Source organism: Brevundimonas sp. EU05-FHT14B07 (genome assembly GCF_058790795.1).
Window position 1 is genome coordinate 188627 of sequence record NZ_JBYTCZ010000002.1, and the last position, 25086, is coordinate 213712.

Consider the following 25086-nt stretch of genomic DNA (forward strand, 5'->3'; position numbering starts at 1 on the left):
CGCCTGCCTTAGAAAGCCGCCATGACCCGATCCGCCGCCCTTGCCGTCACACTCGTCGCCGGGGCGGCGGCCTTCGCGTCTCCGGTTCTCGCCGCACCGGCCCTGCTGGCGCATCAGGCGCCGCTGGTCATCGATACGGCGGCGACGGCCTGGATCCTGACCTCGACGGCGCTGGTGCTGCTGATGACCCTGCCGGGCCTGGCGCTGTTCTACGGCGGCATGGTGCGCAAGAAGAACATCATCAGCGTCGTCGCCCAGTCGGCGGCCGCCTTCGCCATCGTCTCGGTCCTGTGGTTCCTGGTCGGCTACAGCCTGTCGTTCGGCAAGGGACCGGAGGCGGCCAATGGCTTCATCGGCGGGGTGCAAGCGGCCTTCCTGAACGGCGTCACCGCCCAGACGGCCCACAGCCTGCTGCCCGGCCTGCCCGAACTGCTGTTCGTCGCCTTCCAGATGACCTTCGCCATCATCACCCCGGCCCTGATCGCGGGCGCCTTCGCCGAGCGGATGAAGTTCTCGGCCAGCCTGCTGTTCTTTGGTCTTTGGCATCTGATCGTCTATGCGCCCATCTGTCATCAGGTGTGGGGCGGCGGCTATCTGGGCGGGCTGGGCGTGCTCGACTTCGCGGGCGGCGCGGTCGTCCACGTCAACGCCGGGATCGCCGGCCTGGTCTGCGCGCTGGTGCTGGGGCCGCGTCACGGCTTCGGGCGCGACAACATGGCCCCCGCCAACCTGGTCTATAGCGCCATCGGCACCGGCCTGCTGCTGGTCGGCTGGCTGGGCTTCAACGCTGGATCGGCGGGCGCGGCGGATGCGCTGGCCGCCACCGCCGCGTTCAATACGATCCTAGCCGCCGGCAGCGCGGCTCTGGGCTGGATGACCGTCGAATGGTTCGACCGCAAGCGCCCGACTCTGCTTGGCCTGCTGTCGGGCGTCGTCGGCGGTCTGGTCGCCATCACCCCCGCCGCCGGCTTCGTCGATCCCAAGGGGGCCTTCTTCATCGGCCTGATCGGCGGCCCGGCCTGTTATGCGGGCGCGGTCTGGCTGAAGCACGCGCTGAAATACGATGACAGCTTGGATGCGTTTGGCGTGCACGGCGTCGGCGGCATCGTCGGCGCCCTGCTGACCGGCGTCTTCGCCACCACGACCGTCAACGCCCTGTCGGAGGGGGCGACCGTGTGGAAACAGGCCGTCGGCCTGGTCGGCGTCATCGTCTGGAGCGCGGCCGGCACCTTCGTCGTCCTGATGATCTGCAAGTTCACCACGGGCCTGCGCGTCACCAAGGACGAAGAGGTCGAGGGGCTGGACTATACCCAGCACGGCGAGGCCATCCACTGACCCCACAGGGACTGCCGGTTGATCCCGCCCTCGCCAGCCCCCATCTTCATCTGTGACGGACGGTCTTGCCGATTGCGGGAGACCGACCGCTCGGTCGCTGACGCAAGGACCCCAGATGACGACGACGCGCACCATCCTGTTCGACAGCCCGTTCCTGCTGGGCTTCGACCACACCCGCGCCCTGATCGACCGCGCCGCCAAGGCCGCGGCCGAAAGCTATCCGCCCTACAATGTCGAACAGATCGGCGATGCGGGCGTCCGCATCAGCCTGGCCGTCGCTGGGTTCGCGCCCGCAGAACTGGCCATAACTTTGGACGGCCGCCAACTGACCATCGCCGGCAAACGCGACGACGCCGGCAGGGGTGAACAGGCCTTTCTGCACCGCGGCATCGCGGCGCGTGGCTTCGTTCGCAACTTCGTCCTGGCCGACGGGCTGGAAGTCGAGGGCGCCCAGCTGGAGCATGGCCTGCTGCACGTCGACCTGATCCGGCCCGAGGCTGAGCGCCAGGTGCGGCGGATTCCAATTACGTCCGGGCCCATCGCGGCCGGCTGAAAACCACAGCCATTCGAACCGCCCGGCGATCCGGGCGTTGTCAAATATGAAGGAGGCGGTCCTAATGACGCCGATGACGATGACCAAGGAAGACTTTGCCGGACTGGGCGCCCCCGACCTCGTGTATGTGCGCGAGATCAAGGCCTCGGACCTGCTTGAAGAGGCGGTCGAGATCAAGGACGTGGATCTGAACCCCGGCCAGATGCTCTATGCCGTCCACAGCGCCGACGGCGAGCGTCTGGCGGTCATGATCGACCGCGACACTGCCTTCGCCGCCGCCGTGGCGCACGAGCTGGAGCCGGTTTCCGTTCACTGATCTGATGGATGGCGGCGCGCAGGCGCCGCCGTTCATGACGCAGTTCAGGCCGCCGTCGCGGCTGTGGCGTCCTTGACGAACAGGGCGCGGATCGCATCGGTCGTGCGCGCCTGTCTCAGTTGTTCCCGCAGTTCGGGCGACCTCAGCGCGCGCGACACCGCCGCCAATGCGCGCAGATGCTCGGCGCCCGCCTTGGGCGGGGCGAACAGGCCGACGATCAGATCGACCGGCCGGTCGTCCACCGCATCATAGGCCACAGGCGTATCCAGCCGCACGAACACCGCCGTCACCTTCTCGACCTCGATGAGACGCGCGTGCGGCACCGCGACCCCGGATCCCAGCCCGGTCGATCCCAGCGTCTCGCGTTCCATCAAGGCGTCGAAAATACGGGCTTCGTCGATGCCCAGCGCATGCGAGGCCGCCTCGGCCAACGCGTGAAGCGCCTGTCGCTTGGACGACGCGCCGCTGCGCAGCACCACGCCCTTGGGCGCGAGCAGATCACCGATGTCCATTACACAACCTCGATACACGCAGCAGACAACGGCGCGGCCGCCCGTTTAGAGACAACCGCGCCGAAGTCAAACTGAGGCTTAGTTCACCGAACCGTTGGCCTTGGCGGTCCGTTCGGGATCGATCCATCCCACATTCCCGTCCGGACGACGATAGACGACCGCCAGACCGCCGTGCGCCGCGTTGCGGAACAGCACGACCGGATAGCCCGTCATGTCCAGTTCCAGCACGGCTCGTCCGACCGTGATGGTGCGGATTTCGTGCTCGGTCTCGGCGATGACCATGCCCACCGGCGGCGGACCGTCGTTCTCGCTCGCGTCGCCGAAGACGTCGTCCTCCACGCTGTCGGGATCACGCAGCACGATGCTGCGTGCGACTTCGCGGGCGGCGTTTTCAGTCTTCTCGGGCGACAGACCCTTGGGTCCGATGTGGTGGTCCTTGAGCCGGCGCTTGTAGCGGCGAACCCGCTTTTCGAGCCGATCCAGCGCCTCAGTGAAGGCCGAGTGGGCGTCGCCGCCCATGCCGGTCGTCACCAGGGTCTGGCCCGACGCGAGGCGGACCCAACAGTCCACCTTGAAGTTGTGGCCGTCCTTGGACACCACGACCTCGGCGTCTTCACCGCCTCGGGCGAAGTATTTTCCGACCCCGTCTTCGAGTTCCTGGGAGATGCGCGAGCCTAACGCTTCGCCGACATCCACTTGCTTGCCGCTGACTTGGACTTGCATGCCGATAGAACGCGCCCGACCCGATTTGGTGTCAATCCAGATCACCGATTTGTGGTCACGCTTGGCTGTGGATGTCAGCCGGTCTTCATCATCCGGCGGCGCTCGACCGAGGACGGAATCCTCAAGGCTTCCCGATATTTGGCCACGGTGCGGCGGGCGATGTCGATGCCCGTTTCCTTCAGGATTTCGACGATCCGGTCGTCGGACAAAACGTCACCCTCAACCCCCTCGCCGTCGATCATGGATTTGATCTTGTGACGGACGGCTTCGGCCGAATGGGTCGATGCGCCATCCACCGACTGGATGGCGGCGGTGAAGAAGAATTTCAGCTCGAACACGCCCCGCGGCGTGGCGATGTATTTGTTCGAGGTGACGCGGCTGACGGTGGATTCGTGCATGCCGATGGCGTCGGCGACGGTCTTCAGATTGAGCGGCCTCAGGAACTCGACGCCGAAGGCCAGGAAGGCGTCCTGCTGGCGCACGATCTCGGATGAGACCTTCAGAATGGTCTTGGCCCGCTGATCCAGCGACTTGACCAGCCAGTTGGCCTGGGCGGCGCAGTCGGCGACGAAGGTCTTTTCGGTGTCCGATCGCGCGCCGGCCTGAACCAGGCCGTGATAGCGCTTGTCGACCAACAGGCGCGGCAGGGTGTCGGCGTTCAGCTCGACCCGCCAGCCGCCGGCGGGGTCCGGCCTCACATGCACGTCGGGCACGACCGTCTGCGCCGGCTCGCCGCCGAAGCCTGCGCCCGGACGCGGCGTCAGCGCCCGCAGTTCGGCGATCATGTCGGTCAGATCCTCGCCATCGACCTCGCAGACGCGGCGCAGGCCCGCCAGATCGCGCTTGGCCAGCAGGTCCAGATTGTCCAGCAGCGCCGCCATCGCCGGATCGAACCGATTGCGCTCGATCAGCTGCAGCTTCAGGCATTCCGGCACCGACCGCGCCATGATCCCGGTCGGCTCGAAGCCGTGACAAACGCTCAGCACCGCCTCGATCCGCTCCAGCGGCACGCCCAGCCTGTCGGCGAATTCGGTCAATTCCCCCCGCAGATACCCGCCCTCGTCGGTCGCATCGATCAGGGTCAGGGCGATGCCGTGGTCGGCCGGCGTCAGGCCCGCGCTCGACGCCTGGGCCTGAAGATGTTCCCAGAGGGTCAGCTCGTGCGCATCGGGCCGCTCGCCCTCGCCCTCGAACATCTGGCCGCCCTTGCCGGCGCTGGACCAGTCCGACATGCCCGGCTGGGCTTCGTCAGTCATCCGGTCGCTGGTCCGCTCGCCCGGCGCGGCGTCGCCATAGACATCGTCCGAACCCGCATCCATGCCGGACACGGCCTCATGGCCGACCCCGTCGCCGAACGACATTTCACCGTCCACCGTCGCCTCGACGCGCTCCACCGGCTCGGGCGCGTCGCCCTCCGGCTCCTCGCGTTGCAGCAGCGGATTGCGTTCCAGCTCGGCCTCGACGAAGTCCTCCAGCTCGAGGTTCGACAGTTGCAGCAGCTTGATCGCCTGCTGCAGCTGGGGCGTGATGACCAGCCCCTGCCCCTGCCTGACCTCTAACCGTTGCCCGATCACGTTCGAAATCTTCCCGCCGGGCCGCCGAGTGGCCCGGAACTTGCTGGGACAGAATGTCGCCGAACCGGTTAACGCGAGACGAACGCGCTTTTTGTCTCCTCCCCATTTCATGGGGAGGTGGCGCGGCGCGTCCTTCAAGCGCCGTGACGGAGGGGGTCTTCACCGCATCGCTAGCGCTCGTGGGGCTCAAAGAACCCCTCCACCACGCTGCGCGCGGAGAGGAGACGAGGCGGATCAGATGTAGTTTTCGCCCAGATACACCCGGCGCACTTCGGCGTCGTGGATCGCCTCGTCGGACGTGCCTTCGAACAGCACCGCGCCGTTCGAGATGATCGACACCCGGTCGGTGATGTCCAGGGTTTCGCGCACATTGTGGTCGGTGATCAGCACGCCGATGCCCTGGCTGGCCAGATAGCGGATCACGGTGCGGATGTCGGCGATGGCCAGGGGGTCGATGCCGGCGAAGGGTTCGTCCAGCAGCATGAAGGACGGCCGCCCGGCCAGCGCCCGCGCGATCTCCACCCGCCGACGCTCGCCGCCCGACAGCGCCGTAGCCCGCGCGTGGCGCAGATGGTCGATGTGCAGTTCGTTCAGCAGCCGGTCGGTCTCGGCGCGGATCTGGTCGCGCGGATAGTTCAGCTCGACCACCGCCTTGACGTTCTGCTCGACCGTCATGCCGCGAAAGATCGAGGCTTCCTGCGCCAGATAACCCAGACCCATGCGGCTGCGCTGATACATCGGCTGGCCGGTGATGTTCTCGCCGTCCAGCCAGATCGCGCCCGAATCCGGCGGGATCAGGCCGGTGATCATGTAGAAGCAGGTGGTCTTGCCGGCCCCGTTGGGACCCAGCAGGCCCGCGACCTCGCCGCGCTGGACCGTCAGGGACACGTCGCGCACGACCTGACGCTGGCCGAACGACCGGGCCAGGTTCATCACCCGCAGGCCCTTTTCCGCAGGCGCGGGCGCCACGGCGGCCGGTTGCGGCCGCTCATCCAGGTTCAGGGCTGACAGTTCCTTGCGCGCCAAATGCTCAGGTCCGTGACGGCCAGACGGCCTCAGTTCGAGTTGGGATAGAAGACGCCCTGCACGCGGCTTCCGGCGGCGCCGCGCGGCGCGCCGTCCATGCGAGCGGTCTCGGTGTTGATGTTGTAGACCAGGCGCGAGCCGGTCAGGACGTTCTTGCCCTGGGTCAGGATGACATTGCCCGTCACCACGATCTCGCCGTTGCCCAGGTTGTAGACGGCGCGGTCGCCGCGCATCGACTGGTCGGGCGTCACGAAATAGACGGTGCCGCTGGCCTCGGCGCGTTGCAGATCGCCGCCCTCGCCGCTGACCAGGGTCAGGGTGTCGGCGCGAAAGCGGTTGCCGCCCTGCGTCGCCTCGGCCCGGCCGCGCAGGATGATGCGGTTGGGGGCGTATTCGACCGAGTCTGCGCCATAGGCGACGGGCTGATTGGTCGCCTGAGCCTGCGCGTCCACCAGGGCCGGCATGCCCACGACGGCCGCCGCCGCGACGACAGCCAGCGCCTTCGAAATCTTCGTCACGATCATCCGCCTGACCCCTTGGGCGTCAGAACGCCCTTCACCTTGTTGTCGCCTGCGCCGTCGAACACGACGCGCTGTCCCTGATCGTAGATCGCATAGGACGATGCGTTGATGGTTCCAATAGGGCCGGAACCCTGAACGCCCTTTGAACCGGTGACGTTTCCGGTCGAGGTGTCGACCACCGCCTCGGGCGTGGTCAGGACAAAGCCCGTGCCGCCGTCCGAAATGCGCACGTTCGGGCCGATCGTCACCGTCTTCGCCTGCTCATCATAGATGCCGCCGTCGGCGGTCAGTTCCGTGACCTTGCGCCCGCCCAGGTTCAGCTTCAGCGCCGGGCCGATCAGTTTGAACTTGCCGGTCTTGGGATCGCGCACGGCGCCTTGCGCGCCGACGGTGAAGGCGCGGCCCTGCGCGTCCTGACCGTGGAACAGGGGCGCATCCAGGCGGACCTCCTGGCTCTGGCTGGCCTTGCGCTCAACGCCCGACATGACGGTGCGGAACACGGTCCAGGTCAGGGCGCCGCCCGCCAGCACCAGGATGACGATCGGCAGGACGCGGCGATAAAGCTTCACCCGCCGCGAGCGCGCACGCCAGCGGGCGCCGGCCAGGGCGACCCTGGCCTCGTCGGCCTCGATGCGGGACTGTTCGCCGTGTTCGGTCAAGCGCGCCTCAGCTGTGGGCGAAGATGTCGGTCTCGTCCCAGCCGGCCAGGTCGAGCGCCGACCGCGTCGGCAGGAAGTCGAAACATTCAGCGGCCAAATCGGTTCGCCCTTCGCGCGCCAGCATCATATCCAGCTTGGCCTTGGCCGCATGCAGATACAGGACGTCCGACGCCGCATAGTCCAGTTGCGCCTGGCTCAGCGTCTCGGCGCCCCAGTCCGAGGACTGCTGCGCCTTGGACAGGTCCACGCCCACCGTCTCGCGCACCACGTCCTTCAGCCCGTGCCGGTCAGTATAGGTGCGCGCCAGCTTGGAGGCGATCTTGGTGCAATAGACCGGCCGCGTCTCGACGCCGAGGTGCAGCAGGAACATGCCTATGTCGAACCGGCCGAAATGGAAGATCTTGGTCACCGCCGGATCGGTCAGCACACGCTTCAGGTTCGGACAGTCATAGGCGGGCCGGTTCAGCCGCACGACATGGGCGTTTCCGTCGCCCGACGACAACTGCACCACGCACAGCGGATCGCGGCGAAAACGCAGGCCCATCGTCTCGGAATCGATGGCGACCTCGGACCCCAGGTCCAGATCGTCGGGCAGGTCGCCCTCATGCAGGTAAACGGTCATGCTCAGGCTCTTACACGGCGAACGCGGCGCGCGAAACGGGCAAGCTCAACCACGAACGGGCCTCAAGCAGCGGGGCGGCGCGCGCGAGGCGATAGGCCAAAACAAAGAAAGCGCCGCACCGTTCGGTGCGACGCTTTCTGAAAGATGGTGCCCAGAAGAGGACTCGAACCTCCACGGCCGTTAAGCCACTGGCACCTGAAGCCAGCGCGTCTACCAATTCCGCCATCTGGGCCCCGTCGGCAGCGCCTTGCGGCGTTTCCATCGGGAAGGCGCGGACCTCTAAGGGAGGCTCCGGGCGGGGTCAACAAGGATTTTTCGCCTTTGCGAGATTTCTTGCGCGCGCGGCGCGCCAAGCCTGGCCGCACATCATTTTCGATCCGCGTTCGGCGGTGACTTAATGGGCGCTAAGCCTGTTTTCTAACCCCGTCTTGAGTCCAGGTCGCCTAGAAGCGCCTGATGGCGGACCCGTCTCTCAGCCCCTCTGCGCCAGAGCGCGTCGTCACGGAGCGTCGCGCCCGGCCCCGCGCGCCGTTCCGCCAGAACCGCCGCGCCCACGAGCGGGTCACGATCCTGGGGCAATCGATGGATCTGGTGAAGCCGGAAGAGGTGCTGCACCACATTCAGCAGGCGGTGCGGCAGGGCGAAAAAAGCCTGATCGCCAATCACAACCTGCACAGCCTTTATCTGATGCAGAAGCGACCTGAACTCGGCGCCTTCTACGACAAGGCCGATCTGATCGAGGTCGATTCGACGCCGCTTTTGGCCTTCTCGCGCGCCCTGGGTCTGCACAGCCGGGGCTTTCATCGCTGCACCTATCTGGACTGGCGCGACCATTTCTGGAGCGTGGCGAACCGTCAGGGCTGGCGGGTCCTGTCCGTCGGCGGCGCGCCCGGCGTCGGCGACGAGGCGGCGCGCCGGCTGAAGCTCCGCTATCCGGACGCCGACATCGCCATCCACCACGGCTTCTTCGACGCCCGGCCCGGGTCGTCCGAGAACGCCGCCGTCCTGGATCGGATCACGGCCTTCCAGCCCCACATCCTGTTCGTCGGCATGGGAATGCCGCGCCAGGAGCTATGGATCGCCGAAAACTTCGAGCGCCTGCCCGATTGCGTCATCCTATCGGTGGGCGCTGCCTTCGACTATGAGGCGGGGGTTCAAAGCGCTGCCCCGCGCTGGATGGGACGCGCAGGCATCGAATGGGCCTATCGCCTGCTGCACGACCCGAAACGGCTGTTCGTCCGCTACTGCGTCGAGCCCTGGACGCTGCTCCCTCTGGCCCTGCGCGATATCCGCCAGGCCAGGGGTCGCAACCGCTGATCACGTTATTCCTACTGGCCAGATAGATATTTATCGCCATGATCCCTCTGGCCCGGCGCGTGTTATCGACAGCGACGGAAACGGGAAACGGGGGTGCGCGTGCCGCAGCAGAATGGACCGCATGTCGCCATCGTCGGCGCGGGTTTCAGCGGCCTGCTGACCGCCGTCAATCTGCTGAAGGCCTCGCGCAACGTGCGCGTCACCCTGATCGAACGGCGCGGCGTTTTCGGTCCCGGCACCGCCTATGACACCGGAAATCCCGGTCATCTGCTGAACGTCCGCCTGGACAATATGAGCGCCTTTCCCGACCAGCCCGGCCACCTCGCCGACTGGTTGGCCGAACAGCCGTCGTGGCGCGCCCAGGACGGCTTCATCACCCGCGGCGTCTATGGCGACTATCTTCAGGCCTTGCTGGACGAGGCGCTGGACGACGCGCCCGACCGCCTGACCCTGATCGGCGCCGAAGCGCAATCCATCGATCACCAGGACGACGGCTGGCGTATCGTGACCAGCGACGGAGAGGTTGCGGCCGATCAGGTCGTGCTGGCGCTGGGCAATCTGGAGCCCGCCTCGCCCCCCGGCGTCGAGGACGCGGTGCGCGCCTCCCCCGCCTATGTCGAAAACCCCTGGCGGTTCGATCCCCAGACCGCGCGCGACGCCCGCAAAGTCCTGCTGATCGGTTCGGGCCTGACGATGGTGGATGCGGCCATCACCCTGCGCCGGCCCGGACGCCGCCTGACCGCCCTGTCGCGACACGGCCTTTTGCCCCGCGCCCACGCGACCGTTCCGCCCACGCCCTATGTCGGCGGCTTTTCGGGCAGCCCGGCCGAAATCCTGCGTCAGATCCGCAACGCGACGGCCGACGCCGATTGGCGCGCCGTGTTCGACCGCCTGCGCCATTCCGCGCGCGACATCTGGAAGAGCTGGTCGCGGGTCGAGCGCAGCCGCTTCCTCCGCCATCTGCGCCCCCTGTGGGACGTGCATCGCCACCGCCTGTCGCCCGGTCCGGCCCGCGACATCCATTCCATGCTGGCCGGCGGCGAGCTGACGATCTTGGCCGGCAAGCTGACCGAGTTGAAAGCGACCGACGTCATCGAGGTCTCGTGGCGTCCACGCGGAAAAAAGCGCGCCATCAAGGAGCGGTTCGACCTGGTCGTGAACTGCACCGGGCCGCTGGGCGTGATCTCAAAGAGCACCGAACCGATGATCCGCGACATCCTGGACAAGGGTTACGGTCGCCCCGATCCCTTGGGCCTTGGGCTGCAGGTCGATGACGAGGGCGGTCTGCTGGACGGCGCAGGCGCCCCCGCGCGTGGTCTTCACGCCGTCGGCCCCCTGACGCGCGGCGCCTTCTGGGAGATGACGGCCGTGCCCGACCTGCGCGGCCAGGCCCGCGATCTCGCCGCCCGTATCCTGTCGGACCGCCCCTAGACCGGAACAACCGACGCGTTTAGCCTTCACACCCGAAACGATCAGGGGCGATGACATTGGAGGCAAGAAGAGGCATCGGCCTGCTGGTGGCGGTCCTGTCGCTGGGCCTGACGGCCTTTACGCCTCAGAGCGTGTCGGACTATCGGCTTGTCTCTGCCGACAAGGTGCGCATCGACGTCTTCGGCGAGGCAGCGCTGGGCGGCGAGTTCGTGATCGACGCCAACGGCCGGATCGCCCTGCCCCTGATCGGCGAGGTCCAGGCTGCTGGTCTGACAGGCGCCCAGCTTCAGGACGCCGTCGCTCACGCCTTGAGCCAGGGCTATCTGAACCAGCCGCGCGTCACCGCCCAGGTCCTGACCTATCGGCCGATCTACATCCTGGGCGAGGTCAATCGGCCAGGTGAATACCCCTATCTGCCGGACCTGACGGTGTTGAACGCCGTGGCGACGGCACAAGGCTTCACCTATCGCGCCAATACGCGCCGTGTCTTCGTGCGTCGCGCCGGATCACAGGTCGAAGAAGCCCAGCCGCTGACCGCCGATGCGCGTGTTTCGCCCGGCGACACCCTGCGAATCGGCGAACGCTACTTCTGACCTGCCGTCAGATCGGCATCGCCATGATTTCCTTATAGGCGGAAATCACCTGATCGCGGACCGAGATCACGGTCTCCAGGGACGCCTCGGCCGAGCTCAGCGCCGTGACCACGTCGATCAAATTGCCCTGGCCCTGAACCGAGCGGGTCATCTGGGTTTCGGCCGCGCGCGACTGCTGGGTCATGTCGGTCATGGCGTTCTTGACCAGGTCGGCGAAGCCGCCGTCCCCAACGCCGGGCGCCTGGGCTGCTGTCGGCATGGCGCCGCCCTGAACGGCAGCATAGGCCTTGGCGGCCATCATCGGATTCATGGCCTAGTCCTCAGCGTTTGATGATGTCGAGGGTGCGGCTGTCCATCGACCGCGCCGTCTCGATGACGTTCAGATTGGCCTCATAGGCGCGCTGCGCCTCGCGCATGTCCATCGCCTCGACCAGGGTGTCGACATTGGGCCGCATCACATAGCCCTGCGCATTCGCGGCCGGGTGCGATGGGTCATAGTCCATCTTGAAGTCGCCCTGGTCGGGCCGCACCTCGGCCAGGGTGACGCCGGTCGCACCATCGACCTCGCGCGCCTGGAAGACCGGGATCTGGCGGCGATAGGGCTCGCCGCCTGGCGTGCGCGCCGTCGACTGGGCGTTGGCGATATTCTCGGCGATCACGCGCATGCGCGACTGCTGCGCCTTCAGGGCCGAGGCCGCCACCGCCATGGCGCTGTTCGAAGGGGGGATGGGATCAGGCATGGGTCAGTCCTTCTCGGCCATCGGCTCAGGCGCCCGGCCGCTTGGCGGCCATGCGGATCATGGACATGGATTTCTGGTAGAAGCCGATGGCGGCGTCATAGGCCATGCGGCTCTCGGCCATTTTCAGCATCTGCTCTTCGACCACCACCGAATTGCCGTCCAGCGTGGTCTCCGAATCGGGCGCCTTGGTCGGGGCGAACCGCACCGGTGAACCGGCCGGCGCGATATGGGCCGCATTGGTGCGCACCATCTGCAGCCCCCCGCCCGAGCGCATGGCGGCGGCGAAGTCGGTCGGCTGTTTCAGGTCGCGCCCGACGAAGCCCGGCGTATCGGCGTTGGCGACGTTCTCGGCGATGACCCGCTGGCGGGCGTCCAGCCAGCCCAGTCGGCCCTTGATCTGCCCCAGCAGCGGTATGTCGGCGACGCCCATGGCGGTCTCCCGTGCGACGCGAATGCGCGCGATGGGCAGAAAATGCCGCCTGGATGGTTAATAGGGGGTTATCTCAACGGCTCGTTAACCGTGCTGGTTAACATTCAGGGTCTAAGCGCGGACTGCGCGGGGCCTTTGCAGCGTCATGAATTTCCTCGATCTCGCCCGGGCGGTCTTCGGCCTGGCCTTCACCCTCGGCCTGATCGGGATCGCGGCCTGGGCTGCGCGCCGCTATGCCCCGCAAATCCTGGCCCGGCTGAACGCGGAGCGCGGCGAGCGCCGGCTTCAGGTCGTCGAGACCCTGGTGCTGGACCCCGCCCGTCGTCTCGTTCTGGTCCGCGTCGACGACGAGGAACGGCTGATCCTGCTGGGCGAAGGCCGTGAACTGATCGAGCCGCGTCAGCCCCCTCTCGGCAAAATAGGAGGCGGCCAGTGAAGCCCGCCGTCTTCGTCAAGCCGACCGGCGCCGAGCTGAAACGCGCGGCCCTGCTGTCGCTGTTCACCACTCTGGTCTGCCTGGCCTGGCCTGTCGCGGCCCTGGCTCAGCAGGCGGCGCAAAGCGGCTCGGCCCTAAACATCGACCTGGGCACCGGCGCCGGCCTGACCCAGCGCGTGGTCCAGTTGGTCGGTCTGATGACCGTCCTGTCCTTGGCGCCGTCCATCGTCATCATGACCACCAGCTTCGTGCGGATCATCGTGGTCCTGTCGCTGCTGCGCACGGCGCTGGGCCTGCAACAGTCGCCGCCGAACGCCGTCTTGGTGTCCCTGTCGCTGTTCCTCAGCGCCATCGTCATGGCCCCGACCTGGCAGGACGCCTATGATTCGGGCATTCGTCCGCTGATGGATCAGCAGATCGAACTGCCCCAGGCCTTCGATCAGGCGTCCGAACCCGTAAAAACCTTCATGCTGGCCCAGGTGGACCGCGGGGACCTCGCCCTGTTCACCCGTCTCTCAAAGATCGACCCGCCCCAGAACGTCCAGGACCTGCCCCTGCGTGTGGTCACCCCGGCCTTCATGATCAGCGAGCTGAAGAAGGCCTTCGAAATCGGATTTCTCCTTTTCGTTCCGTTCCTTGTGATCGATCTGGTGGTGGCCAGCGTGCTGATGTCCATGGGCATGATGATGCTCCCTCCGGTGGTGGTCTCCCTCCCCTTCAAGTTGATCTTCTTCGTGCTGGTGGACGGCTGGCGATTGGTCGCCGGAAGCCTGGTCGAGAGCTTCCAGCGGGCGTCCGGTACCGGATAATCCCCCGCCCCATATGGCTTTAAGCGTCATCGGCGCTTGCAAAGCGTATGGAAATCCGTGTTGATCCCCCGGTCCTCGCTCGGAATCGGGCGACTAACACTGGAAACGCTTCTTATGACCACTCAAGCCGAACTGATCGCCGCCGTCGCCAAAGACGCTGGTGTTTCGCAGGCCGACGCCGGCAAGGTGCTGACCGCGATCGTCGAAAACATCCACTCGACCCTGAAGTCGGGCGGCGACATCCGCATCTCGAACCTGGGCGTCTTCGACACCGCCGATCGCGCTGAGCGCGAAGGCCGCAACCCGGCTACCGGCGCGACCATCAAGATCGCCGCCTCCAAGGCCGTGCGCTTCCGCGTCTCCAAGCCGCTGAAGGACGCCGTCAACGGCTAAGCCTTTTCGGTCCTGCGATGCAGGACCGGCAATGCTCGACGGGCGGGGGTCGCGACGCGATCTCCGCCCGTTTCAATTTCAGGCGGCGCTCTTCGCGTCAGCTTCTTTTCTGAACGCCTGTTTGGCGCTGTTGACCCAGCCGACGAAGGTGTCGGCCTGGCTGGACAGATTGGCGAAGTCGCCCGTTCCCGCCACGCCCGACAGATTGTCATCCAGCGCGACCCGCAGCGCCGCCGCCGAACGCGCGCCGGGAACCATCGGCCCAAAGCGCCCGCTCAGCCTCTGCAACGCCGCCCGATCGCCCGCCAGCGAATAGCCGACGCCCGCCCGGATCAGCCAGCTTTCCTCGGCCGGCGTCAGCGGCGTGGTCGCGGTCTTGTAGCGATCGCCCAGCCGCGCCTCATAGATCGGCGCCGCCTCGCCCCACTTCTGCTGCTTCCAGAAGATGTCGGCCCGCACCTCGCGCGCCGGGTTCGACTGATCCCGGTCCAGCACCTCCAGCGCATGGTCGAACCGGCCCAGATCCATCAGGGCGCGCGCCTCCAGCGCCCGGCGCTCGCTGTTCATCGCATTGGGCAGCAGGGTGGTGCGCGACCCCCAGATGGCCTGCAACGCCTTCTCAGGCTGACGGTCCATCAGATAGACGGTGGCCAGATTGGTCGCGACCTGGGCCTTGGCCACCCCGTCCAGACGCTCATCCACCTGGTGCTTCAGCAGTTCGGCGGCCTGATCCAGCAGGTCCACGTCGATCAGCCGGCGCGACAGACGCCGCACCATCTCGTCGCCGTCCGCCCCGATCGGGGTCAGCTCGCGGAAGTCATAGAACAGCGCCAGCGCCTGCACCGGCTGCAAACCGTCCGCCGCGCCGTCCAGGAACAGGGCGCGGAAGGCGTTCGCCTGATCCGCCTGCACCTCGGCTGCGCCCGGCACGCCCGCCATCCGCTTGCCCGCGCCGCGCAGGGCGTCCAGCGCCTCGCGGTATCGCCCCTGTTGCAGATAGATGCCCGACAGTTTGCGCACGACCGCCATCTCGGTCGCATCCCCGCGCCAGCGCCATTTCAGCTGTTCCAGCTGGGCCGTCGCCTGATCCGGGGTGATCGCACCCTTGTCCAGCTCCAGGCTGATGGCGCCCAGTTTCGCCGGCGTGGCGATCCCGTCTAGCGGCGCGCGCGCCACGGCCTTGTAGACCGCCAGCGCCCGGTTCTTGTCGCCGTTCAGCTCGAACATACGCGCCTGCACCAGCCGCGCGGTCAGTTGATCGACCGCCGGCGCATCCTGGCTGAAGACATAGGCCAACAGCTGCTGGGCGGCGGCGAGATCATTCAACTGGATCGCGGCCATGGCGTGGGCCGCGCCGAACCGCGCGCGCCATTCCTTGGGGAAGCTGTCGATGGCCGGGGCGCCGGCGGCGAAGTTGCGACGCGCCCCTTCCCAGTCGCCCATCTCCGAAGCGATATAGCCCAGCCAGACCTTGGTCGCCGGATCGTTGGCCAGGGCCGCGCCCGCGAAATCGACCTGGGCCTCCTCCAACCGCCCGACGCCGACGCGCGCCACGCCGCGCAGGCCGCGTACCTCGGGCTCGCCTTGCAGGTTGGGCGCCTTGGCGATCAGGGCGTTCAACACCCCGATGGCCTCATAGTTTAGGCCCGACCCGACCAGGAACCGCGCCAGAGCCATCCGCGCCTCGATCGGCGCGCGCGGATTGTCGGCCGCCGCGATCGTCTCCAGCCCGGCCGCATCCTGCAGCCGGCGATAGCGGTCCGAGAACCCCGCCTCGCCCGTCGCGGCCCAAGCCTCGTCGATCAGCGCGGGATAGGCCGCCCGCTTGGGCGCATCCGCATTGTGGTCGTCCGTCTCCAGCCCGGCCGCCGGCGACGACAAGGCCAGCCCCTTGGGCCGGCTCAGCGTCACCAGATCGCCCGCCGCCTCGATCTTCAGGTCGTCAGCCCCCGTCTCGACCGCCAGGCCCTGCGCCGTCGGGATCAGGCTCAGATCGACCGTGCGCCGTCCGCCGGCGTAACCCTTGCCGGGCGCCAGGGCCGTCACCGCCGCGAACCGGTCCCCAACCAGCGGATCGGTCAGCCAGACCGCTTTGGTCGCCCCGGCCATCTGCGCCACCAGCACCGGCGCGCCGTCGTCGGACCGGCCGACCTCGACCCCGCCGGCCGCACCATCTGGGCCGCCCAGCGTCACGGTCCAAGTCCCGCCCTGGCCCTGCGCCGAGACGCCCAGCCCCTCGGGTTCAGCGATCCTCAGGGCCGTATAGCCCGGCCCCGCCGCCCACTGGGCGTTCTTGGCCGATCCCAGCGCCTTGGCCCCGCTCATATCCATTCGGGCGGCCGTGTCGAACACGACCCATACCGCATCGCCACGGCGGAAGACGGCCGCTCCCACCGGCGCGCCCCAGTCGAAGGTCAGGACAGTCTTACCGCCGGCCGTCTCGGCCCGCACCGGCACCACGGCCTTGGTCGTCTGCGGCGCGGCGGCGTCGCCGCCCTCCGGCGCCTTGCCGGGCGCATAGAGGTTCAGCCACACCGCCCCGTCCGCCACGCCCGAGCGCGCATCCGCACCCTGTTCCAGCGTCAGGATCAGGTCCGTGCCGCCCGCGCCCCGGCTCGGCCGCGTCTCGACCGACTTCACCCCGGCCGGCGGATCGACCTTCAATCGCGAGACGTCGGGCGCGGCGGTGGTCCCCAGCCGAACGACGACCTTGTCGCCCTCGCGGCTGATGCGCGAGCGCACCCCGATGACGCCGCCGAACTCGACCCGCGTGAACTCGGCGTTGGCGCCGATATTGATGGACAGCGGATCGCGCGACCGGCCGACTTCCTGGGCCAGCGGCGCCATCGGCGCGAACACGACGGCGCCGGCCGTGGCGGCGGCCACGGTCGTCTTCAGGATGCGCTTTGTCGGCGAGGCCCCGGACATATCTCCCGACCCATGCCGCACAAGGCCTTTAATCGCGGTTAACCGCCGTTCACCGTAGTTCCACGGATAGCGGTTGCGCTTCAGGCTTCGGGACAGCACCTAGCCTGCCATGCCCGTCTCTCCCGACTATCGCCCCGAACCGCGCTTCTTCGATATGGGGGCGGACTATGCCGATGCGGTTCAGGCCGCAGACTTTCCGAAGACGGTCCTGCGGTTTCGCAACGACCGCGCGGCCGCCGAGGTCGGGCTGAAGGGGCTGAGCGAGGCGGAATGGATCGCCGCGTTCGGGCGGTTCGAGCCCCTGCCGGGGCAGCCCGGTCCGATCGCCATGTGCTATCACGGGCATCAGTTCCGGCACTACAATCCCGATCTGGGCGACGGGCGGGGGTTCCTGGCGGCGCAGATGCGCGACGCATTGGGCCGGCTGATGGATCTGGGCACCAAAGGCTCTGGCCAGACGCCCTGGTCGCGGGGCGGTGATGGGCGGCTGACGCTGAAGGGCGGGGTGCGCGAGGTGCTGGCGGCGACGATGCTGGAGGCGCAAGGCGTCCCGACCAGCCGCGCCTTCTCGCTGATCGAGACCGGCGAGGCGCTGGAGCGCGGGGACGAGCCGTCGCCGACGCGGTCGGCCGTGCTCGTGCGACTGTCGCACAGCCATGTGCGGTTCGGGACGTTCCAGCGCGCGGCCTATCTGGGACGAAAGGACCAGATCGAGGCGCTGATCGAACATGTGCGCAGCCTGTATCATCCTGACGTGGCGACCGGCGATGCGCCCGGTCTGCTGCGGGCTGTCGTCGAGGCCGCGGCGAAACTGACCGCCCGCTGGATCGCTGCCGGCTTCGTGCACGGGGTTCTGAACACCGACAATCTGAACGTCACGGGCGAGAGCTTCGACTATGGCCCCTGGCGGTTCTTGCCTGAATACGATCCGGCCTTCACCGCCGCCTATTTCGACCAGACAGGCCTTTACGCCTTCGCGCGCCAGCCCGAGGCGGTGTTCTGGAACCTGACGCAACTGGCCGGCTGTCTGAAACTGGTCGCCGAGGTCGAGCCGTTGACGGATGCGCTGAACGGCTTCGGCCCGGCCTATATCCGCGAACTGCGCGCCGCGTTCCTGATGCGGCTGGGCGTCCACAGCCTGGGCGAGGCGGCGGATCAGCGGCTGGTCGATACGACGCTGGCCCTGTTGCGGGAGGGCGGCGCGGCCCTGCGGTGGGAGCCGCTGTTCTTTGACTGGTTCGGCGGTTTCGCCTCGTCGGCCCGCGCCCTGTCGGGACTACGCGCGAAACTCTATCAGGGCGAGGCGTTCGACGCCTTCCGCTTTGCGTTGATGGAACACGAACCGGACCGGATCGAACGGCTGGAGCATCCGATGTTCGCCGCGCGCGAACCGGAGGAGATGCTGATCGATGAGGTCGAGGCGATCTGGGCCGCCGTCGCCGACGCCGACGACTGGGCGCCCTTCCAGGCCAAGCTGGATCGGCTGGAGGCGGCGCGTCTGGCCTGGGGCTTCACGGCCTGACGCCGAACCTTACGAAAGCTTCATCTCGTTTATCGATAATTGTCTTGCCCGTTTATCGATAAATCCATATCGATAGTCACCAAGGCGGTCGCGGAGGGCGACCCGAATGGAAGGGCTTTCGAGATGAAGATGATCGGCAAATATTCCGTCGCCAGCGCCCTGCGCTGGCTGCTGGGCTTCGTCAATGTGTTCGTGATGATCGGCGCTGTCGCCACCATCCTGGTCTTCCTGTTCACCCTGATCGTGCCCAGCTTCGGCGCCGGCCTGATCGACGGACTGAAGGGCGTCAGCGTCGAGCCGCACAGCAACCTGCAATGGACCGGACGTCTGACGCTGCTCGGCGCGGCGATGGCCTGCGGCTTCACCTGGTGGATCATCAACCGGTTGCGACGCATCCTGCTGTCGGTCAATCAGGGCGACGCCTTCGAGTTCGCCAACGTCAAACGGCTGCAGGGCGTGGGTCTTGGCCTGATCGGCATTCAGCTGACGGCGCTGCTCCTGGTCTTCGTCGCCCCGCAGAGCATAGGCCAGTCACCATCCGACTATGACTTCGACCTGGGGTCCTGGCTGGGCATTCTGGTGGTCTTCATCCTGGCCGAGGTGTTCCGGCAAGGGTCGGCCATGCGCGACGAACAGCTGACCACGGTCTGAGGAGCGCGCGCCATGATCATGATCCAACTGGACCGGCTGCTGCTCGAACGCCGGATGTCCCTGACCGAACTGTCCGACCGCGTCGGCGTCACCTTGGCCAATCTGTCGATCCTGAAGACTGGCAAGGCCCGCGCCGTGCGCTTCTCCACCCTGGACGCCCTGTGCCGCGAACTGGACTGCCAGCCCGGCGACCTGATCGTCCAGACGCCGGGGCCGCAGCCCGAAGACTGAAATTGCGCGTCGCGAATCCTTGTGGGGCATTGGGAATCGGCCCATTGCCCCCGGCCCGTAACAGAAAGTCATCAACTGATGTCATCAGTTGATGTCATCGCATGATGACAACCGTCTGAAGCGCCGCTATATAGGCTTCAGCGAACGGCTCCCTGGGGAACGCCCCCAAGCCGGATCGCAGCCGTTCATGACCTTCAGGCGTCCTCCCCGATGACCACCTCGACCTTCACCGCCGCGCCGTCGCGCAACCGCGCCGCCTACGCCAATATCGCCCTTTGGACGCTGCAGGGCTGGATCGCGATGTTTTTCATCGCCGCCGGCTACGCCAAGCTGACCGAGCCGATGACCAACCTGATCAATCTGATGGGCTGGCCGGCCGTCGCGCCCGAGAACATGGTGCGCGGCCTGGGCGTGGTCGAGATCGTTCTGGCCATGGGCGTGTTGAGCCCGCTGATCTCGTGGCGGGTCGGTCGCCCCCTGCTGCTGACGGCGGCGGTCGGCCTGATCGTCATGGAAGCGACCATGATGACGATCCACGCGCTGAGCCAGGACTTGGGCCTGGCGGCGGTCAACGCCGTCCTTCTGGCCATCACCGTCCCGGTGCTGCTGGGCCGCCGCAAGGCTTGATTTGAAAGAGATCGAACGCCGGACCCCTCTCCCCCCTGCAGTCCGGCGTTTGCGCCCGGAGCCTCCCCCCAGGCTCCGGGCTTTTTCATGCCTGGTCGTCAGCAAGGGAGAAAAGCTTACCCTTACGTGCGCGTAAGCCTCTTCCCTTTACGCGCACGTCAAGTTATGAAGGCGTATGGCCACCGCCGACGACCACCGCACCTATTCCATTCGCCAGCTGTGCCGCGAGTTCGGCGCCACGGCGCGCGCCCTTCGATTCTATGAAGACAAGGGCCTGCTGACCCCTGCGCGCAAGGGCCAGACCCGCGTCTATGACGCGCGCGACCGCGCCCGGCTGAAACTGATCCTGAGGGGCCGCCGCATCGGCTTCACCCTTCAGGAGATCCAGGACATGATGGATCTCTATGATCAGAAGGATCACAACGTCCATCAGATGGCCGTGGCCCTGGTGCGGCACCGCGCCCAGATCGCGGCGCTGAAACAGCAGCTGGAAGATATCGAAGGCGCCATCGAGACGGCCGAACAGGCCTGCGCCTGGATGGAATCCAAACTGTCCGAACACCGCCCCGACCTGCTGCCGGGCGCCGAAGATTATGAGAAGCTGCTGCGCGCGCGTCTCAACCACGACCACCACCACCCCTTCAAAGCAAGAGCGTAATCCATGGCCTACAAGGCGCCTGTCCGCGACTTCACCTTCATCCTGAATGAAGTGCTGGAGATCGACCGCTACACCAACCAGCCGGGCTTCCAGGACGTCTCTTCGGATCTGGTCAGCCAGATCCTGGAAGAAGGCGCCAAGTTCGCTGACGAGGTCATCGCCCCGATCAACAATCCGGGCGACAAGGAAGGCTGTCACTGGGCCGAGGGCGGCGTGGTGACGGGACCCAAGGGCTGGAAGGAAGCCTATAAGGCCATGTCCGAAGCCGGCTGGATGGCGCTGGCCGCCGACCCGGCGTACGGCGGCCAGGGCATGCCCAGCGTGGTGGCCTCGGCCTTCGGTCAGATGACGGCCGGCGCCTCGGCCGCCTTTTCGATGTATCCGGGCCTGACCGCCGGCGCCTATGCCGGCATCCACGCCAATGCGTCCGAAGAGCTGAAGCAGAAATACCTGCCCAAGATGGCGACCGGCGAATGGTCGGGCACAATGAACCTGACCGAGCCGCAGTGCGGCACGGACCTGGGCATGGTGCGCACCAAGGCCGTGCCGAACGGCGACGGCTCCTATTCGATCACCGGCCAGAAGATCTGGATCTCGGCGGGCGAGCACGACTTCGCCGACAACATCATCCACACGGTACTGGCCCGCGTCGAAGGCGCGGTTCCGGGCATCAAGGGCCTGTCGCTGTTCGTCGTGCCCAAGTTCCTGGTCAATGAGGACGGCTCGCTGGGCGAGCGCAACAGCCTGGAATGCGCCGGCCTCGAGCACAAGATGGGCATCCACGGCAACGCCACCGCCGTCATGCAGTACGACGGCGCCAAGGGCTGGCTGATCGGCGAAGAAGGCCGCGGCATGAACAATATGTTCGTCGTGATGAACGAGGCGCGCCTCGGCACCGGCCTGCAAGGTCTGGCTATCGGCACCGCCGCCTATCAGGCCGCCGTCGAATTCGCCAAGGACCGCCTGCAAGGCCGTTCGCTGACCGGACCGAAGAACCCGGACGGCCCGGCCGACAGCATCATGGTCCACCCCGACGTTCGCCGCATGCTGCTGGAGTCCAAGGCCTTCGTCGAAGGCGGCCAGGCCTTCATCCTGTGGACCGCGCTTCACGCAGACCTGGAGAAGTCCGAGGACGCCGCCGTCGCCCAGAAGGCCAAGGATTACATGGGCCTGCTGACGCCGGTGCTGAAAGCCTATCTGACCGACAAGGGCTTCCACGTCGCGTCTCTGGGCATGCAGGTGCATGGCGGTTCGGGCTACACCGAACACTTCACCGCCTCGCAGTATCTGCGCGACGCCCGCATCACCATGATCTACGAGGGCACCAACGGCATCCAGGCGCTGGACCTGGTCGGCCGCAAGCTGCCCGCCAACGGCGGCCGCGCTATCATGACCTGGTTCGGCGAGATCGACGCCTTTGTCGCCGAAAACAGCGGCAATGAGGCGATCAAGCCCTTCGTCGATGGCCTGGCCGACGCCAAGGCCAAGCTGCAGGACGGCACCATGTGGCTGATGCAGAACGGCATGGCCAATCCGGACAACGCCGGCGCCGCATCGACCGACTATCTGAACGTCTTCGGCTTGACGGCTCTGGCCTATATGTGGGCGCAGATGGCCAAGGTGGCTCAAGCCCAAGTCGAGGCCGGTTCGACCGACCCCTACTACGCCACCAAGCTTCAGACCGGCCGCTACTTCGTCGAGCGCATCCTGCCCGACGCCGAAGCCCATCTGAAGAAGATGAAGACCGGCGCCGACGTGCTGATGGCCATGCCGGCCGAGGCGTTCTGAGGCCAAACCGTCTCCTCCCCGCTCTGCGGGGAGGTGGCGCGGCGCCTCTTCGGCGCCGTGACGGAGGGGCTCTTTCCGTCGCTCATTCCTGAAACCCAGCGGTGGACAGAGAGCCCCTCCACCGCTTCGCGGTCCCCCTCCCCACGGAGTGGGAAGGAGACATGATGATGAACGTACTGGGCAGCCCCGATCCCGATTTCATGCGTGAAGAAGAGATCACTCTCTTCTCCGACAGCGTCGGCAAATGGATCGACGAGCACGCGCCGCTTGAGAAGGTGCAGCAATGGATCGCCGACTCCTCGGTGCCGCGCCAGCTGTGGAACGACGCGGGCGAGGCGGGTCTGCTGGGCCTGTCTCTACCGGAAGAGGACGGCGGTTTCGGCGGCGACTATCGGCACGAGGTCGTCTTGATGCGTCAACTGGGCTGGAAGGGCGCGGACCACTTCGGCATTTCGCTGCACAATGCGATCGTCATGCCCTACATCTGGCATTACGGCACCGAGGAGCAGAAGCAGCGCTGGCTGCCGCGCCTGCAATCGGGCGAACTGGTCGGCGCCATCGCCATGACCGAACCGGGCGCGGGCTCGGACCTGCAAGGCGTCAAGACCACGGCGGTCAAGTCGGGCAACGGCTATGTCGTCAACGGCTCCAAGACCTTCATCACCAACGGCCAGCTGGCCAACTTCCTGATCGTGGTCGCCAAGACCGATCCGACCGAGGGCGCCAAGGGCACCTCGCTGATCGTAGTCGAGACCGATGGCGCGGAAGGGTTCGAGCGTGGTCGCAACCTGCACAAGATCGGCATGGAGGCCAACGACACCTCCGAGCTGTTCTTCAACGACGTGAAGGTGCCCGGCGACAACATCATCGGCGGGACGGAAGGCCAGGGCTTCGTCCAACTGATGCAGCAGCTGCCCCAAGAGCGGCTGAACATCGCCGTCCAGGGCGTCGCCGCCGCCGAGCGCGGCTTTGAGGCGACGCTGGCCTACGTCAAGGAGCGCAAGGCGTTCGGCAAACGCGTCATCGACTTCCAGAATACCCAGTTCAAACTCGCCGAGGTCAAGACCAAGCTGACCGTCGCCAAGGTCTTCACCGACCACTGCATCGGCCTGCATCTGCAGGGCAAACTCGACGCCGCCACCGCCTCCATGGCCAAATACTGGGTCACCGACATCCAGGGCGAGACCATCGACGAGATGCTGCAGTTGCACGGCGGTTACGGCTACATGAACGAATATCCGATCGCCCAACTGTACAAGGACGCCCGCGTCCAGCGCATCTACGGCGGCACGAACGAGATCATGAAGCTGCTGATCGCGCGGACGCTGTAAGACCTCCTATTGTCATCCCCGACGAAGCGCAGCGAAGATCGGGGACGCAAGCCATTCGCCTTGACCGCTCCCGGACAACCCGCAAGGGTTGAGCCGGGAGACGCCGTCATGGTCAAAAACTTCTATGTCTATCTGCTCGCCAGCGGCCCGTGCGGCTATCTTTACGTCGGCGTCGCCAACGACATCGTGCGCCGGGTCGCCGAGCATAAGTCGGGGATGGTTCCGGGCTACACCGCGGAACGCGGCATCGACCAACTGGTCTGGTACGAAACCCACCAATACATCGACCAGGCGATCCTTCGTGAGAAACGCATCAAGCGATGGTTGCGAGATTGGAAGTTCGCATTGATCGAGAAAGACAATCCACGCTGGCTGGACCTCTATGGCGAGGTGCGTGCGAAAGGTGAGCCCGGCTCGGCTGCGCCGACCGGGCTTGGATGACTATAAAGCCCCGCCCCGTCCCGGCTCTTCGCTTCGCTACGGCCGGGATGACAAGTGATTGCCCAAGCGTCATGTAGAGCCATGATCCGCCTTCACGTCACTCAGTCCCTTGCCTCCGCCGCCCCCGTCGCGCCCACGCTGGACCAGTCCCGCTATTTGACCCAGGTCATGCGGCTGAAGGCCGGGGACGATCTGTTGGTGTTCAACGGGCGCGACGGGGAGTGGCGCTGCACGGTCGCGGAAGTGCTGAAGAAGGGCGTGATCCTGCGCGCCGAGGAACAGGTGCGACCCCAGACCTTCGGTCCCGACCTGGAACTGATCGTGGCGGTGGTGAAGAAGGCGCGCGTCGAGACCATTGTGGAGAAGGCCGCCGAGCTGGGCGCGCGCCGGGTGCGGCTGGTTCTGACAAAACGCACCAACGCCGACCGCATCCGCCTGGACCGGCTGGACGCCATCGCCGAGGAAGCCGCCGAACAGACCGGGCGGATGGACGTGCCCGCCGTCGATGATCCGATCAAGCTGGACGCCCTGCTGGACGGCTGGGAAACCGGACGCCGGCTGATGTTCTGCGACGAGACGGGCGGGGCGCCCGCCGTCTCGTCCCTGCGCGACGCAGGCGAAGGCCCCTGGTCCATCCTGATCGGGCCGGAGGGCGGATTCTCGCCGGAAGAAGGCGAGCGGCTGCGGTCCCTGCCCTTCACCACCGCCGTGTCGCTGGGCCCGCGCATCCTGCGCGCCGACACCGCCGCCATCGCCGCCATGACCCTGTGGCAGGCGGCCGTCGGTGATTGGGAACGATAAGTCCGCCCCTCAGGCAGCGAGCCGACGCGCGACGAGCGTCAGGGAAAGACGAAAGCCCTCTTGAGCCTTGCCGCAATCTTGCCCATCTAGCCGCGACACACGGTCGCTTACGATGCGC

The 25086-nt window shown here is 66.6% G+C and carries 29 protein-coding genes and 1 tRNA gene; 18 read left to right on the plus strand and 12 right to left on the minus strand.

Annotation, left to right across the window (positions count from 1 at the left end; genetic code table 11):
- The first annotated feature begins 21 nt into the window (after window positions 1-21).
- The 3 genes from AC3WRC_RS04940 (at window position 22) to AC3WRC_RS04950 (ending at window position 2204) form a co-directional block, all read left to right on the plus strand.
- The gene (locus AC3WRC_RS04940) at window positions 22-1335 is read left to right on the plus strand and encodes an ammonium transporter (protein WP_492303108.1); all 1314 of its coding nucleotides are present in this window, start codon (window positions 22-24) and stop codon (window positions 1333-1335) included.
- A gap of 115 nt (window positions 1336-1450) precedes the next feature.
- The gene (locus tag AC3WRC_RS04945) at window positions 1451-1888 is read left to right on the plus strand and encodes an Hsp20 family protein (protein WP_492303109.1); all 438 of its coding nucleotides are present in this window, start codon (window positions 1451-1453) and stop codon (window positions 1886-1888) included.
- A 64-nt stretch (window positions 1889-1952) separates the two neighbouring features.
- A complete protein-coding gene (locus AC3WRC_RS04950; protein ID WP_017506777.1) occupies window positions 1953-2204 on the plus strand; it encodes a DUF1150 family protein in 252 nt (83 codons plus the stop codon).
- Window positions 2205-2248: 44 nt separating this feature from the next.
- On the opposite strand, the gene AC3WRC_RS04955 is transcribed toward AC3WRC_RS04950, so the two are convergent.
- The 8 genes from AC3WRC_RS04955 to AC3WRC_RS04990 all read right to left on the minus strand — a co-directional run bounded on the left by AC3WRC_RS04955 (window position 2249) and on the right by AC3WRC_RS04990 (window position 8073).
- The gene (locus tag AC3WRC_RS04955; RefSeq protein ID WP_492303110.1) at window positions 2249-2716 is read right to left on the minus strand and encodes a PTS sugar transporter subunit IIA; all 468 of its coding nucleotides are present in this window, start codon (window positions 2714-2716) and stop codon (window positions 2249-2251) included.
- A gap of 78 nt (window positions 2717-2794) precedes the next feature.
- Complete coding sequence (gene hpf, locus AC3WRC_RS04960) at window positions 2795-3439, minus strand: ribosome hibernation-promoting factor, HPF/YfiA family (RefSeq protein ID WP_039244953.1); 645 nt, start codon at window positions 3437-3439, stop codon at window positions 2795-2797.
- Between the two features lie 74 nt (window positions 3440-3513).
- A complete protein-coding gene (rpoN, locus tag AC3WRC_RS04965; RefSeq protein ID WP_492303111.1) occupies window positions 3514-5013 on the minus strand; it encodes an RNA polymerase factor sigma-54 in 1500 nt (499 codons plus the stop codon).
- Window positions 5014-5247: 234 nt separating this feature from the next.
- Complete coding sequence (lptB, locus tag AC3WRC_RS04970; protein WP_174087076.1) at window positions 5248-6039, minus strand: LPS export ABC transporter ATP-binding protein; 792 nt, start codon at window positions 6037-6039, stop codon at window positions 5248-5250.
- A gap of 29 nt (window positions 6040-6068) precedes the next feature.
- A complete protein-coding gene (locus AC3WRC_RS04975) occupies window positions 6069-6557 on the minus strand; it encodes an LptA/OstA family protein (RefSeq protein ID WP_235551277.1) in 489 nt (162 codons plus the stop codon).
- A 2-nt stretch (window positions 6558-6559) separates the two neighbouring features.
- Window positions 6560-7219 (minus strand): LPS export ABC transporter periplasmic protein LptC, encoded by a 660-nt coding sequence (lptC, locus tag AC3WRC_RS04980; protein WP_055806398.1) that lies wholly within the window; start codon window positions 7217-7219, stop codon window positions 6560-6562.
- Window positions 7220-7226: 7 nt separating this feature from the next.
- Complete coding sequence (locus AC3WRC_RS04985) at window positions 7227-7841, minus strand: ribonuclease D (RefSeq protein WP_045809722.1); 615 nt, start codon at window positions 7839-7841, stop codon at window positions 7227-7229.
- A 145-nt stretch (window positions 7842-7986) separates the two neighbouring features.
- A tRNA-Leu gene (locus AC3WRC_RS04990) sits at window positions 7987-8073 on the minus strand.
- Window positions 8074-8297: 224 nt separating this feature from the next.
- Between AC3WRC_RS04990 and AC3WRC_RS04995 the strand changes: the two genes are divergently transcribed.
- The 3 genes from AC3WRC_RS04995 (at window position 8298) to AC3WRC_RS05005 (ending at window position 11182) form a co-directional block, all read left to right on the plus strand.
- Window positions 8298-9158 carry a WecB/TagA/CpsF family glycosyltransferase gene (locus AC3WRC_RS04995; RefSeq protein ID WP_492303113.1) on the plus strand — a complete coding sequence of 287 codons (861 nt, stop codon included), beginning with the start codon at window positions 8298-8300 and terminating at the stop codon, window positions 9156-9158.
- Between the two features lie 93 nt (window positions 9159-9251).
- Window positions 9252-10589: an FAD/NAD(P)-binding protein gene (locus AC3WRC_RS05000; protein ID WP_492303114.1), complete on the plus strand. Its 1338-nt coding sequence runs from the start codon at window positions 9252-9254 to the stop codon at window positions 10587-10589.
- Window positions 10590-10639: 50 nt separating this feature from the next.
- A complete protein-coding gene (locus AC3WRC_RS05005; RefSeq protein WP_292079189.1) occupies window positions 10640-11182 on the plus strand; it encodes a polysaccharide biosynthesis/export family protein in 543 nt (180 codons plus the stop codon).
- 7 nt (window positions 11183-11189) lie between these two features.
- Here the strand turns inward: AC3WRC_RS05005 and fliE are convergent, their stop codons facing one another.
- Genes fliE through flgB form a run of 3 tightly spaced genes read right to left on the minus strand, consistent with a single transcriptional unit; the run spans window position 11190 to window position 12352 of the window.
- The gene (gene fliE, locus AC3WRC_RS05010; RefSeq protein WP_045809720.1) at window positions 11190-11492 is read right to left on the minus strand and encodes a flagellar hook-basal body complex protein FliE; all 303 of its coding nucleotides are present in this window, start codon (window positions 11490-11492) and stop codon (window positions 11190-11192) included.
- 10 nt (window positions 11493-11502) lie between these two features.
- Window positions 11503-11922 (minus strand): flagellar basal body rod protein FlgC, encoded by a 420-nt coding sequence (gene flgC, locus AC3WRC_RS05015; RefSeq protein WP_369796239.1) that lies wholly within the window; start codon window positions 11920-11922, stop codon window positions 11503-11505.
- A gap of 25 nt (window positions 11923-11947) precedes the next feature.
- Entirely contained in the window at window positions 11948-12352 is a 405-nt protein-coding gene (gene flgB / locus AC3WRC_RS05020; protein WP_017506835.1) for a flagellar basal body rod protein FlgB, read from the minus strand.
- 145 nt (window positions 12353-12497) lie between these two features.
- Here flgB and AC3WRC_RS05025 point away from each other — a divergent pair, with 145 nt between their 5' ends.
- The 3 genes from AC3WRC_RS05025 (at window position 12498) to AC3WRC_RS05035 (ending at window position 13990) form a co-directional block, all read left to right on the plus strand.
- Window positions 12498-12788: a FliO/MopB family protein gene (locus tag AC3WRC_RS05025; RefSeq protein ID WP_492303115.1), complete on the plus strand. Its 291-nt coding sequence runs from the start codon at window positions 12498-12500 to the stop codon at window positions 12786-12788.
- Entirely contained in the window at window positions 12785-13597 is an 813-nt protein-coding gene (fliP, locus tag AC3WRC_RS05030; protein ID WP_039244769.1) for a flagellar type III secretion system pore protein FliP, read from the plus strand. Before AC3WRC_RS05025 ends, fliP begins: the two co-directional genes overlap by 4 nt.
- Window positions 13598-13711: 114 nt before the next feature.
- Window positions 13712-13990 (plus strand): HU family DNA-binding protein, encoded by a 279-nt coding sequence (locus AC3WRC_RS05035; protein WP_017506838.1) that lies wholly within the window; start codon window positions 13712-13714, stop codon window positions 13988-13990.
- Window positions 13991-14068: 78 nt separating this feature from the next.
- Here the strand turns inward: AC3WRC_RS05035 and AC3WRC_RS05040 are convergent, their stop codons facing one another.
- On the minus strand, window positions 14069-16918 hold the full coding sequence (locus AC3WRC_RS05040; RefSeq protein WP_492303116.1) for a tetratricopeptide repeat protein: 2850 nt from the start codon (window positions 16916-16918) through the stop codon (window positions 14069-14071).
- A gap of 109 nt (window positions 16919-17027) precedes the next feature.
- Between AC3WRC_RS05040 and AC3WRC_RS05045 the strand changes: the two genes are divergently transcribed.
- The 9 genes from AC3WRC_RS05045 to AC3WRC_RS05085 all read left to right on the plus strand — a co-directional run bounded on the left by AC3WRC_RS05045 (window position 17028) and on the right by AC3WRC_RS05085 (window position 24968).
- The gene (locus tag AC3WRC_RS05045) at window positions 17028-18440 is read left to right on the plus strand and encodes a protein adenylyltransferase SelO family protein (protein WP_492303117.1); all 1413 of its coding nucleotides are present in this window, start codon (window positions 17028-17030) and stop codon (window positions 18438-18440) included.
- Window positions 18441-18563: 123 nt separating this feature from the next.
- Window positions 18564-19091, plus strand: coding sequence for a DUF2975 domain-containing protein (locus tag AC3WRC_RS05050; protein WP_112861368.1), 528 nt, complete (start codon window positions 18564-18566; stop codon window positions 19089-19091).
- 12 nt (window positions 19092-19103) lie between these two features.
- Entirely contained in the window at window positions 19104-19322 is a 219-nt protein-coding gene (locus tag AC3WRC_RS05055) for a helix-turn-helix domain-containing protein (RefSeq protein WP_039244779.1), read from the plus strand.
- Window positions 19323-19532: 210 nt separating this feature from the next.
- Window positions 19533-19949, plus strand: coding sequence for a DoxX family protein (locus tag AC3WRC_RS05060; RefSeq protein WP_492303118.1), 417 nt, complete (start codon window positions 19533-19535; stop codon window positions 19947-19949).
- 175 nt (window positions 19950-20124) lie between these two features.
- On the plus strand, window positions 20125-20607 hold the full coding sequence (locus AC3WRC_RS05065) for a MerR family transcriptional regulator (RefSeq protein WP_039244783.1): 483 nt from the start codon (window positions 20125-20127) through the stop codon (window positions 20605-20607).
- A 3-nt stretch (window positions 20608-20610) separates the two neighbouring features.
- Window positions 20611-22395: an acyl-CoA dehydrogenase C-terminal domain-containing protein gene (locus AC3WRC_RS05070; RefSeq protein ID WP_174085315.1), complete on the plus strand. Its 1785-nt coding sequence runs from the start codon at window positions 20611-20613 to the stop codon at window positions 22393-22395.
- A 167-nt stretch (window positions 22396-22562) separates the two neighbouring features.
- Entirely contained in the window at window positions 22563-23726 is a 1164-nt protein-coding gene (locus AC3WRC_RS05075; protein WP_492303466.1) for an acyl-CoA dehydrogenase family protein, read from the plus strand.
- A gap of 108 nt (window positions 23727-23834) precedes the next feature.
- Window positions 23835-24167, plus strand: a complete 333-nt coding sequence (locus AC3WRC_RS05080; RefSeq protein ID WP_492303119.1) for a GIY-YIG nuclease family protein — start codon at window positions 23835-23837, stop codon at window positions 24165-24167.
- 81 nt (window positions 24168-24248) lie between these two features.
- The gene (locus AC3WRC_RS05085; protein WP_492303120.1) at window positions 24249-24968 is read left to right on the plus strand and encodes a 16S rRNA (uracil(1498)-N(3))-methyltransferase; all 720 of its coding nucleotides are present in this window, start codon (window positions 24249-24251) and stop codon (window positions 24966-24968) included.
- Window positions 24969-25086 lie beyond the last annotated feature (118 nt).